The sequence below is a fragment of the Verrucomicrobiia bacterium genome (assembly GCA_035460805.1).
Taxonomy (GTDB): Bacteria; Patescibacteriota; UBA1384; order CAILIB01; family CAILIB01; genus DATHWI01.
In genome coordinates, this window is the sequence record DATHWI010000059.1 from 1 (window position 1) to 7,952 (window position 7,952).

10 protein-coding genes are annotated in these 7,952 nt (G+C 54.6%); 8 read left to right on the top strand and 2 right to left on the bottom strand.

Translation table 11 applies throughout. The features are described 5' to 3' along the window. From VLA04_01865 to VLA04_01885, 5 genes are all read left to right on the top strand, one after another. Positions 1–220, top strand: a 220-nt coding sequence (locus tag VLA04_01865; protein HSI20442.1) for a hypothetical protein, incomplete at its 5' end; no start/stop codon positions are given. Between the two features lie 103 nt (positions 221–323). Further along, positions 324–671, top strand: coding sequence for a hypothetical protein (locus tag VLA04_01870; GenBank protein HSI20443.1), 348 nt, complete (start codon positions 324–326; stop codon positions 669–671). A gap of 63 nt (positions 672–734) precedes the next feature. Further along, entirely contained in the window at positions 735–2,129 is a 1,395-nt protein-coding gene (locus VLA04_01875) for a hypothetical protein (protein HSI20444.1), read from the top strand. Positions 2,130–2,229: 100 nt separating this feature from the next. Continuing rightward, a complete protein-coding gene (locus tag VLA04_01880; GenBank protein HSI20445.1) occupies positions 2,230–2,832 on the top strand; it encodes a hypothetical protein in 603 nt (200 codons plus the stop codon). A 183-nt stretch (positions 2,833–3,015) separates the two neighbouring features. Beyond that, on the top strand, positions 3,016–4,188 hold the full coding sequence (locus tag VLA04_01885) for a hypothetical protein (protein ID HSI20446.1): 1,173 nt from the start codon (positions 3,016–3,018) through the stop codon (positions 4,186–4,188). A 48-nt stretch (positions 4,189–4,236) separates the two neighbouring features. On the opposite strand, the gene VLA04_01890 is transcribed toward VLA04_01885, so the two are convergent. After that, positions 4,237–5,055: a neutral zinc metallopeptidase gene (locus VLA04_01890; protein HSI20447.1), complete on the bottom strand. Its 819-nt coding sequence runs from the start codon at positions 5,053–5,055 to the stop codon at positions 4,237–4,239. Positions 5,056–5,142: 87 nt separating this feature from the next. Between VLA04_01890 and purF the strand changes: the two genes are divergently transcribed. The 3 genes from purF to VLA04_01905 all read left to right on the top strand — a co-directional run bounded on the left by purF (position 5,143) and on the right by VLA04_01905 (position 7,390). Continuing rightward, on the top strand, positions 5,143–6,573 hold the full coding sequence (purF, locus tag VLA04_01895; GenBank protein ID HSI20448.1) for an amidophosphoribosyltransferase: 1,431 nt from the start codon (positions 5,143–5,145) through the stop codon (positions 6,571–6,573). Between the two features lie 40 nt (positions 6,574–6,613). After that, complete coding sequence (locus tag VLA04_01900) at positions 6,614–7,054, top strand: hypothetical protein (GenBank protein HSI20449.1); 441 nt, start codon at positions 6,614–6,616, stop codon at positions 7,052–7,054. Between the two features lie 75 nt (positions 7,055–7,129). After that, positions 7,130–7,390: a GIY-YIG nuclease family protein gene (locus tag VLA04_01905; protein HSI20450.1), complete on the top strand. Its 261-nt coding sequence runs from the start codon at positions 7,130–7,132 to the stop codon at positions 7,388–7,390. Here the strand turns inward: VLA04_01905 and VLA04_01910 are convergent. After that, positions 7,359–7,901 carry a DUF1697 domain-containing protein gene (locus tag VLA04_01910; protein ID HSI20451.1) on the bottom strand — a complete coding sequence of 181 codons (543 nt, stop codon included), beginning with the start codon at positions 7,899–7,901 and terminating at the stop codon, positions 7,359–7,361. The two genes, VLA04_01905 and VLA04_01910, sit on opposite strands and share 32 nt — an antisense overlap. Positions 7,902–7,952: the final 51 nt, after the last annotated feature.

Sequence of the window (7,952 nt, forward strand, 5' to 3'; positions counted from 1 at the left end):
CAAGCTCATGAAGCCCTGGAATACGGAGATGAAGGAATTTGAAGGGCGGCGCTACAAGGTTATCTACGCCAACAAGATCTACGACCAACTCCATGAGAAACTGCCGCCCAAGTTCAAGGGCCTGCGTTGGCCGATGGGGGCGATTGACCAGTTTGTAGACCATACGCGCCTCAATAAGGAAAACTACATTTGGCGCCATGTAGGCTGCTGGGTCAAATAGGTCACTCAAGACTACTAGAAGGCACCCAAAATTTTAAAGGGGTGTACAAAATACTATTTGTGCACTATGGTACTGATACTTTAGCAAGTTAGCTCCCAACCTTATGGAAACTACCATCCCAGAGAAGAGCAAGCTTCGCCGGTTCTCCGAGCGCTTTGAGCTTCCCACGCTCATTCTCCAAGCCATATTCCTTACTCGGTTTGTCCTCCTCGCCGTGGGCCTCTCCTCCCACCCCATAAGCCAACTCATCATTGGCATGACCAATCCGGTCATTGTGCCGCTGAACCACCTCATCCCCCCTATCGACATTGTGCGGTACATTATTGAGCCAGCCTCTGCCATCTTTGGCATCCTTATTCCTTTTCTCTTTGCCATCATCGCTCTGCTTACAGACTTCTACCGCTATAAGCGGAAAGCAGTAAGTGAGCGGCAACTCGCAGAGGCCCAATAACCCCCCTTGGGCGGGATGGATGTATACTGAATTAACAAGATTCACGTATCTAGCATCCCACCCATGGAGCACCAACCTCCGGTTGAAGAAACTTCAACCCAACCAGTAGAGCAACCCAAAGCACCCGAGGCGGAAAAACCTGTCGTTTCACTAAAGATCTCCAAGAAACCCCTCATTATTGGAGGTGTTATCGCCCTCCTGCTTATTGCTGGGGGCGTTTTTGCTTTCACCTCCCGCGGAAACAATAGTGAAAAAGACAAGGGCAAGGAACAGATAAGCGAGCAAGAGCGAGAAGCCATTGAAAGAGACAAGGGCAGAAGCACAACGCCCGAAACTACCGCTGACACAACGTCGGAAAACCGTTTCTTTGCAGAAAACAGCGAAGGATGTGTCGAGCAAGACGCAAGCTTCACCTCCGCCCCTCTCCCAGAAGGCCAGCTCGGCTGGATTGAACCTATGGGCAAGGTGCTAGACGGCCACGTTACCCCTACAGACCACGTATATGTTCATCCGCTGAACTCCCGTGCAGCCGACAACACCTATGACGTTGTCATGCCCGCCAAGGGAACCGTGGTAGCAATCAGTGCCATGCCTGCTTCCTACGTAGGTGACCGGCAGCAAGAAACAGCCGTTGAAGACCACCGGCTTGTGATTGCTCATAACTGTCAGTATTTCTCTATCTTCATTCACGTTCACAAGCTTTCCCCAGCCTTGTCCGCTGTAGTTGGAAAGCTTGACCCAAGCACAAGCAAAAAAGTTTCCATTCCCTTGGAGGCGGGTGCAAAATTGGGGATGGTTGGCGGCTCCGCATTTGACTGGAGTCTTATAGATACCAAGACCACCCTCACGGGCTTTATCAGTCCAGAATTGTACGATGGTGAGCCTTGGAAGATCCACGCCATTGACCCTTTGAGTCTCTACAGTGGCGCAGTCAAGACCAAGCTTGAGGCTCTCAGCATGCGCAGCGCCGCACCTTTTGGTGGAAAGATTGATAATGACAAGGCGGGCGCCCTAGTTGGTAACTGGTTCCGTGAGGGTACCGGTGGATATAGCAGTAACAATAAGGATAGTAGCGGGCGATATTGGGACGGCCACCTTTCCGTTGCGCCCGACTATGTGGACGATAGTTCAACTGTCGTTTCCATTGGCAACTGGACCAACGATACTGCTGCCCAGTACATCGTAAAGGGATCTGCCGACCCTAGCGCTGTCACCAAGGCTACTGGCCCGGTAAAGTACGAGCTTGCTGCCATTAGCTATGTTCAACCATCTGGCGCTGAGTGGACGGGTAACGAGAAGTTTGTAAAAGGGGTAAAGCCCATCGCTAAGGGTGCATCCGTAGGGACCATCATGATGGAAGTCCTGGACGGTGAGAAAATCAAAGTGGAAAAGTTCCCCGGGAAAACGCCTGCCCAGGTAACCGCTTTCACCAGCGCCGCACAGACATACGAACGCTAAGAAGTGTCTGAAAGCCCCACCGCATGGTGGGGCTTTTTTGTTCTCTCAGAGCCTCTAACACATTGACAAATTGAGGTTTTTATGGTATGATCCCGGCATCTTGAAAATTGCTGTATCACTCCTGCTCGCCGTTTTCGCAACCACCACCGTGGTCGCACAGACCACGACGGCCCCGGAGGCCCAACCTGCCCAGCAGGCTGCCTCCTGGAGCGCAGCGTCCTTCCCTCCCGACATTTGTCGTGGCGGGTTCCGTTCTACCAAGTGGTGGAACGAGGCGCCTGCGGAGTTCAACCATGGCGACGTGCGTTTCCGCGCACTCACCCTGGAGGTGGCGATGGAACTCTCCGTCAAGGAGGGCGACACCGTCATGGTCATCATGCGCCCTCTCAAGGGAAAGGCTGGTGACTTCCGCCTCACACCTACCAAGGTGGTAGGAGTCAGCATCCAGGACGCCGGTGTGGTGGATGTACGCGTACTTCGCGTCACTCCCCTGGACCCCAAGGGCTTTCAGCCCGGGTGGGTCACCACCGGTGGCGGCGAGAAGCTGGAGCTTCGGGTCATTCCGGCGGAGGGCAACCAAGTACGGTTAGCCACGCCAGCGACACCCGCTCCTGCGGTTGGTACCACCACCACGACTACCACCGTCACGACAACGACAACCACCACAACCGGTGGCGGACCCATCCCCGTCGTGAAGGGGTAGCACCCAAACTAAGAAGCCCGGCCACTAGGCCGGGTCTTTTTTATGGCGTACCATTAGGGTGAATTGGCTTTGGTACTTGATTATGTGACCCCAAAATGCTACATTTCGGGCAACCAATCCAAGCTACGACATTGGCCATTCACAACTCGACCCTGAAAAGGGGCATCCGTAGGAGGATGAACTTTGGAATCTAGCACTGTACTTGCACCGCTATACGGTGACCAGTCCCTCGCCATGACCAGTGGAGGCAGAGGTGTCTCCCGCTACCACGCAAGCGCCGCCGCCCTCGTAAGCTCTCCGGAAGACCTCGAGAAAGCACGCAATAACAAGCCGTTTGGCTCTTTTGAAGAGGTTGCTCCCAGGATTAAGGAAGCCCTCTCTAATGACCCGAAAGGCACCCAGGCGTTTATCGATACGCACATGGAGGAGTTCCTCCGGCAGCACTACCCGCATCTGGAGGAAAGCCACGTCGGCTTTGAGATCGATTTCTCTATCACCGGAGGGACCGACGACGAGCAAGAAGCCAAGCGTTTTGACGAGCTGACTGCAGCAAACGTCCGCATCGGCCTGAGCAACCAGGCAAACCAGGTACTCAAGCCAGCCTACGCCAACTTCCAAACCCTGCGCAGCCAGCTTCGGCACCTGCGCGGCCTCGACCTTCTCAGCGCCTCAACCATGCTGCCCGACTCCTGCCTGCCCACCTTCTTGGTGACAGCACCGGTCTGGTACGTTGCCGGACGTGGAAAGCCCCTAACCAATACAACCGGCACCAACGGTGCACCTGACAAGTTCAGCATGCACATGGCAGAGCGCCTCGGGACGCTACGCCTTGCCGACTGGTATCAGGTATGGAACAGGCGGTCTCGCCCCTTCACTGCGTACCAAGGCGACGTCATTCCGCCACACCTCCTCCAGACCATCGAGCGGCTGCAAGGCGAGCTCGATTACCTGGTGATTGCCACGCCGTTTCACGACGTAGCGGCACGTGAGTGGCAGGCTCCGGCGCCCAAGCGCATGATCGACCCCTACCTTCTGGGCTTCAGTGAGGCCCTCCCGGAATGCTTCTTCTTCCTTGGGAGATGGAGCAATACCGGCGTCTTCCCGCTCGCCAGCGAGATGATGGCCCAAGGCATGAACTGCCTACGTGAGCAGCTCCCCAGGGTTAAGGCTGCATTCAGGGACTCCGTCACCTGGGCTGCCCCCAAGTCGGTTGATCTCAAAGGATGGGGCACTCGCGACGGAAAGCACATCCAGGCTGCCGTAGAAGGAGCGATCAAAGCCTTCGACGAGCTCAACCTCGTCCCATGGCTCTCCGAAGGCCGCCCGCAGCGGCGCCTTCTCAACCCAGTCGGCTAATCCCGACACAACACACCCCCAGACAACCGTCTGGGGGCTTTTTTATCCCTAAGAAACCGTACAGTTACTTGGTTTGCCCGTTTCAAACCCCTTGGTAAACCACGTTACCCGTTGCTCAGAAGAACCATGGGTCCAGCTTTCAGGATCCACCCTTCCCGTAACTGTCTTTTGGATCCGGTCATCACCCACGGCTGCCGCAGCGTCTATCGCCTCCTTAATTTCTCCCGGCTCGAACACACCTAGTGGCGCCACTGAGTTAGCCCAGGTGCCAGCAAAGCAATCTGCTTGTAATTCTATACGGATAGACTCTTCGTTGGTGCGCTCGGCAACCTCTGTTATGCCGAGCAGGTTTTGCACATGGTGCCCCACTTCATGGGAGATGACGTACGCCTCGGCCACATCCCCGCCCTCTGTCTTAAAGCGGCGCTGGAGTTCATCGAAAAAAGTTTCATCCAGGTAGATGGTGCTATCCAAGGGGCAGTAGTGAGGCCCAACCTCAGAAGTGGCAATGCCGCAGCCGGACTGGGTAGCTTGCCGAAACAAGACGAGCTTTGGGGCTGTGTAGGTCTTTCCACTCGCCGCAAAGATTTGCTGCCACGTTTCGTTGTTAGAACCTAATACCGTAGAAGCAAACTTAGGATACTCATCCGACCCGTCAAAGTCGGTCTTTTGAAAGGTTTGCTGCGTGGTTTGCAAGCCTTCCAACTGACTGAGTACAGCATTTAAATCACCTCCACTAGTGAAGTAGGTGAAGGCCATGAAAATGAGCGTCCCTACCAAGCCAAGGCCCCCTATTCCCCCGGCAAGGGAAGCTCCCCGACGGTCTTCCACATTCCCTTGCGATGTTAGTTTGTCCCAATATGCCATAGTCCTTACCTCCTGAGTGACGTAATTTCTAGTTGCAGACGCGGACCCGTGAGGGAAAGGTATCACATTTTCTGCTAGCATGACAGTATGATGACCCCACGCGAAATACGGGAAAAGTGTGCCGTATTTGGCATATGTGGGGCAGAGGATGCGGCACGGATTACCTTCTTTGGGCTCTATGCGCTGCAACATCGCGGGCAAGAAGGGTCGGGTATTTGCTGCTCCGATGGAACCACACTGCGTGCCCACCGCCAGGCGGGACTGGTCAACCAGATTTACACTGAGGAAGTTATCGCCAAGCTCCATGGCTCCCTTGCCATTGGGCATAACCGCTACTCAACTTCGGGCGGCTCTGACCATGACCATATCCAACCCATTATGGGAAAGGACCGACTGGTAGCCGTAGCCCACAACGGCAACCTCCCTTCTACCGCCGCCCTGGAAGTCTTCCTCAAGAAGCACGGCATTGCTGCCCAAAACCTGACCGATTCCGAGATGATGGCTGCTGCCATTAAGTACTACCTTATCCAAGGCCACTCCTTGAGCAAGGCAGTTGCCAAGGCATTCCCCCTCTTTACTGGCGCATTCTCCCTTCTTGTCATGACCTCGGATACGCTGGTCGCCATTAGGGATCACTGCGGCATCCGGCCACTTGCCCTAGGGCAACTGGAGAAAGCCTATGTAGTGGCCTCGGAAACATGCGCTTTTGATACCATCGGCGCCACCTTTATGCGTGAGGTGCTCCCCGGTGAAATGGTTACCATTACTGCAGGCAAGCTGAAAAGCCAGCAATTAGCCCCGCCCAACCAAAAGCTGGACATCTTTGAGTTCGTCTACTTCTCCCGACCTGACAGCTATATATTGGGGAAAAGCGTAGATCAGGTACGCAAGAACATGGGTGCAGAGCTGGCCCGTGAAACCGAAGGGCTAGAGGCTGATATTGTTGTCCCCGTCCCAGACTCTGGCATTACCGCGGCGCAAGGGTACGCGGAAGCGTCTGGCATCCCCCTTTCTTTTGCCCTCATTAAGAACCGGTACATTGGCCGCACCTTCATCCAACCCGAACAACAAATGCGGGATGTTGCCGTACGCATGAAGCTCAACCCTATCCGTTCCGCCTTGGCGGGTAAGCGGGTTATTTTGGTAGATGACTCCATTGTCCGCGGCACCACGTCCCCGCAAGTAATCAAACTCCTTAAAGCTGCGGGCGCCCGTGAAGTGCATTTCATGGTGAGCTCCCCTCCATTCCGCTATCCAGACTTTTACGGGATGGATGTCCCGTCGCAAGAGCATCTCATTGCAGTACATAAAACGGAGGAGGAAATAAGGGACTTCCTTGGCGTAGATTCCCTTCACTATCTCTCCTATCCAGGGCTGATTGCTGCCACAGAATTGCCCGAAGACCAGTTCTGCACTTCGTGTTTTTCTGGCATCTATCCTATTGACCTACATGAACGGGCAGAGGAGGTAACAACCCTTCCGCACTGGCATGGAAAGCAAGAAACTTTAGGGCTATAGGATTGACAAATGGGGGGTTTTATGGTATAACCTCCCACGTATGCGAAACTTGCTAAACACGCTCCCCTCTCCCGTCGCCTTCATCCTCTGTTTCATCGGCATATCCGTGGCCCTTGGCCTAACCATGACATGGGTCTTCCCCACGTTCTACGGAAATGCCCTGGCGATCGGATGCACGACATGGATCGTTGGCCTCTTTTTCTACGGCTGGCGAACCGCAGGCTTCCGCCGCACCGCCCTCTACACGCTCTTGATTGCCGCAATGTGCACGTTCGCACTCTTCTGCGGCTTTCAGGCCACACCGCTCCTCAGCGGGTTGGAGCCACCAATGAGCGCGATTGCCTTCTGCTCCGTCCTCTACGGCGCGATGTGCGTTTTCGCCTTCGTCTGCCAGCAGATCAACACCAGCATGGAGAAGAGCAAGCGGCCGTTCGTCCGCGCAATCCCCGCCCTTTGGGCGCCGCGCACAGCGACACACTAAGCCTCACGGCTTCTGAACCAGGACTACCGAGTCCTGGTTTTTTGTTGTCATAAAATACAGGCATACTACACCTATATGAAACCCTATTTCGTCTACATGGTGCAGTGTGCCGATGCCACCCTCTACACCGGCATCTGTACGGATGTAGAACGGAGGGTCAAAGAGCATAACGGCTCAACCCTAGGGGCCAAATACACAAAAACACGACAGCCAGTCGTGCTTATCTATTCGGAAACATGTGCGGACCGTTCTACTGCTTTGAAGCGCGAGCATGCCATCCGCCAGCTGTCCCGCTCGGAAAAGCTTATGCTTTCGCAGCGGTCACAATCTTCTTGAGGGTATGGAAAAAGCGTCCGGTAGTTTGGATATCGCCAAATGTGACGGAAACGAGCTTGGTAGGGTCGGCCGGCCGTCCATTTGTCACAAAGTAACGGACAAACACCTCCTTCTTACCTACACCCACAATCTCACAGTCACCTTTAGCGGAGGTTAACGGCAGCTTCTTAGGCACGGTAACTTTTTCAGCCGTAAAGAGGACAAGGTACCGTTCGTTTTCCCCTGGTTCCTTGTCGCAGAACAGAGGGAACTCCAACAGAGAGTCTACTTCTTCGACGGTCCGAATATACACCGGGACTTGGAACCCAAGTGCCGTATGAAGATGGGGAGCTATTTGTGCCTCAAGTTTTTGAGGGTCCGCATCGGCATCAAAAAAGACATTCCCACTTTGGATGTATGTCTTTACCCCTTCAAGGCCCAACTCTTCAAAGAGTTTGCGGAGCACCTCCATTTTGACCACGCGGTTGCCACCAACGTTTATGCCGCGAAGGAAGGCAATGTATCGGCGCATGGCACCCTAGTTAACCGCGTCGTAAGACTGGCGAATCCAAGCAAGCACCTG

Coding starts and splice junctions, on each gene's coding strand:
- VLA04_01870 (HSI20443.1), top strand. CDS start 324: ATGGAAACTACCATCCCAGAGAAGAGCAAGCTTCGCCGGTTCTCCGAG.
- VLA04_01875 (HSI20444.1), top strand. CDS start 735: ATGGAGCACCAACCTCCGGTTGAAGAAACTTCAACCCAACCAGTAGAG.
- VLA04_01890 (HSI20447.1), bottom strand. CDS start 5,055: ATGGCATATTGGGACAAACTAACATCGCAAGGGAATGTGGAAGACCGT.
- purF (HSI20448.1), top strand. CDS start 5,143: ATGATGACCCCACGCGAAATACGGGAAAAGTGTGCCGTATTTGGCATA.
- VLA04_01900 (HSI20449.1), top strand. CDS start 6,614: ATGCGAAACTTGCTAAACACGCTCCCCTCTCCCGTCGCCTTCATCCTC.
- VLA04_01905 (HSI20450.1), top strand. CDS start 7,130: ATGAAACCCTATTTCGTCTACATGGTGCAGTGTGCCGATGCCACCCTC.
- VLA04_01910 (HSI20451.1), bottom strand. CDS start 7,901: ATGCGCCGATACATTGCCTTCCTTCGCGGCATAAACGTTGGTGGCAAC.